The 2,061-nt window shown below is 33.3% G+C and carries 4 protein-coding genes; all 4 read right to left on the reverse strand.

The window, feature by feature from the left end:
• On the reverse strand, window positions 1–210 hold a 210-nt coding region (locus J7J33_01920), incomplete at its 3' end, for a hypothetical protein (protein MCD6168047.1).
• Window positions 161–745 carry an aminoacyl-tRNA hydrolase gene (locus tag J7J33_01925; GenBank protein ID MCD6168048.1) on the reverse strand — a complete coding sequence of 195 codons (585 nt, stop codon included), beginning with the start codon at window positions 743–745 and terminating at the stop codon, window positions 161–163. The genes J7J33_01925 and J7J33_01920, both read right to left, overlap by 50 nt.
• A 31-nt stretch (window positions 746–776) precedes the next feature.
• Window positions 777–1,448, reverse strand: coding sequence for a 50S ribosomal protein L25/general stress protein Ctc (locus tag J7J33_01930; GenBank protein ID MCD6168049.1), 672 nt, complete (start codon window positions 1,446–1,448; stop codon window positions 777–779).
• 90 nt (window positions 1,449–1,538) lie between these two features.
• On the reverse strand, window positions 1,539–2,003 hold the full coding sequence (locus J7J33_01935) for a hypothetical protein (GenBank protein ID MCD6168050.1): 465 nt from the start codon (window positions 2,001–2,003) through the stop codon (window positions 1,539–1,541).
• Window positions 2,004–2,061: the final 58 nt, after the last annotated feature.

Genomic DNA, 2,061 nt, shown 5'->3' on the forward strand with positions numbered 1-2,061 from the left:
ATTTATATACTCTTCATATATTTCATAAGCTTCATTCTCTTCTTCAGTAACAAAGATTATTTTACTGATTTTTTGAGAAAGAAAAGAGATTAGAAACGGAAGAGCTCCCCTTGTTATGCCACCTATAGATTTATTTATGCTCTTTCCTTCAAAGAGGAGATTAATAAATTCCCTTCTTGTTAGACTTTGAGATTGCTTTTTTCTCTCCATAGTTTATAAATGTTTTTAGGATTTCTTCCCCCAGAAGAAAAGCTTTGGATATAAGTTTTTTATCCTTCAAGGGCACTCCTGATAAAACATAATTTACCATATCAAGTTCATCTGTTGGTCTTCCTATTCCAAACCTTAATCTAAAGAAGTCCCTTGAATTTAAATGATGTATTATAGACCTAACCCCTTTATGTCCTCCATCACCTCTATCCCTTATGAAGTGAACTCCACCAGGTGGAAGATCAACATCATCATGAACTACCACAAGGTTCTCAAGGGGAAGATTTAGATTACTCACAATCTCCTTCACAGCTTCTCCAGAGAGATTCATATATGTAAGAGGTTTTGCAAGAATTATCCTCTCCTCTTTATCATCAAAAGCAATGTTTCCTTCACCTATTTCGCTTTTCCACTTTAATATATCTATCTTTATCTTCCATTTTTTGGAAAGAAAATTAATAAAATCAAAACCTATGTTATGCCGTGTTCCAATATAATCAATTCCAGGATTTCCAAGTCCTACTATGACATACAAACTATCCTTCCCTATTTTGTTAAAAGAATTTTTATTCCTCTTTCTTCTCCTCTTCCTTTACCTCTGTTTCCTTCCCTTCCTCTTCAGCGGGGGCTTCTTCCTCCTCTAACTCTTCCTCTGCAGGGGCTGCTTCCACAACTTTTTCTGGTTCAGATACTGTTACCACTGTTTCCTCTGGAGGAGTGATTACTTTCACATCACCCTCAATTTTTATATCTCCCACATGAACGGAATCTCCTATCTCAAGCTCTGTTACATCAACCTCAATTACTGATGGGAGGTCTAATGGTTTTGCTTCGATTTCAATTTCATGTAAAACCTGGTAAAGTACACCACCCTCTTTAACTCCTCTTGCTTCTCCAACAAGATGTACTGGAATTTTTGCGTATATCGGTTTTTCAAGGGAAACAGAATAGAAATCGGCATGAATAATCCTATCAGTGACTGGATGAAATTGAACATCCTGAAGTAGTGTTATAAACTTTTCCTTAGTTTCTTCCACTTCAAGATCTATAAGGAAATCTGCGTGCCTCCTTTTTCTTAATAATCTTAAAAGTTCACCATGAGCTACAGAAACTGTCTTACTTTCCTCTACTCCTTCACCATAGATTACTGCAGGCACAAATCCTTCTTCTCTCAACTTTCTTAAATCACTTTTCTTTTCGGTTTTCCTTTCATAGGCTTTAAGCGGTATCTTCTTCATATCTTTAATTCCTCCTTAATCTTTTTACTGTCTTATTGATTATACAATATGTTAACATCCATATAAAGTTTATACATTTATTTTGTTCTGTCAAAGACTAATTTCTTCATTTTCCTCATGATACCAGTTCATGATTTTTTCAAAAGTTTCTTCCAGATCTTTTAATGCCTCTAATGCAAAGTTCCTATCGTCAAGATGTTTTTCTATAAAATTTATTTTATCTATGATTTCATGAAGGCAAGAGATCAAATACTCATCAAAAACAATTGGTATAATTTCATTGGAGATATTTTTTATTTCAGATAGGATTTCTTTTAGGTAGAGGAAAGAAGTGTTACAGTATTTCTTTTTTAAATCAAAGTACTCTTCTATTTTATCAATTAGAGGAAGCACATTATGAAACTCATCAATTTTTATAAGTTTTTCTTCCTCTTCGTCCTCTTCCCTTTTTGAGTTTTTAAGAAGGAATATTATAGCTACAATAAAAACAATAACTCCCAGTAAAAGCCATGGAGATATCCATAAAAAGTAACTAACAAAATATTTAAATCTCATCAAGTGAATTATACATTATAGTTAAAGAGAGGGATGATTTTTTCACCCATAAATACTG

This window comes from Caldisericia bacterium (assembly GCA_021158845.1).
GTDB lineage: Bacteria > Caldisericota > Caldisericia > B22-G15 > B22-G15 > B22-G15.

Excerpts from the sequence above, each read along its gene's own strand:
- J7J33_01930 (MCD6168049.1), bottom strand. The coding sequence starts at position 1,448 with ATGAAGAAGATACCGCTTAAAGCCTATGAAAGGAAAACCGAAAAGAAA.
- J7J33_01935 (MCD6168050.1), bottom strand. The coding sequence starts at position 2,003 with ATGAGATTTAAATATTTTGTTAGTTACTTTTTATGGATATCTCCATGG.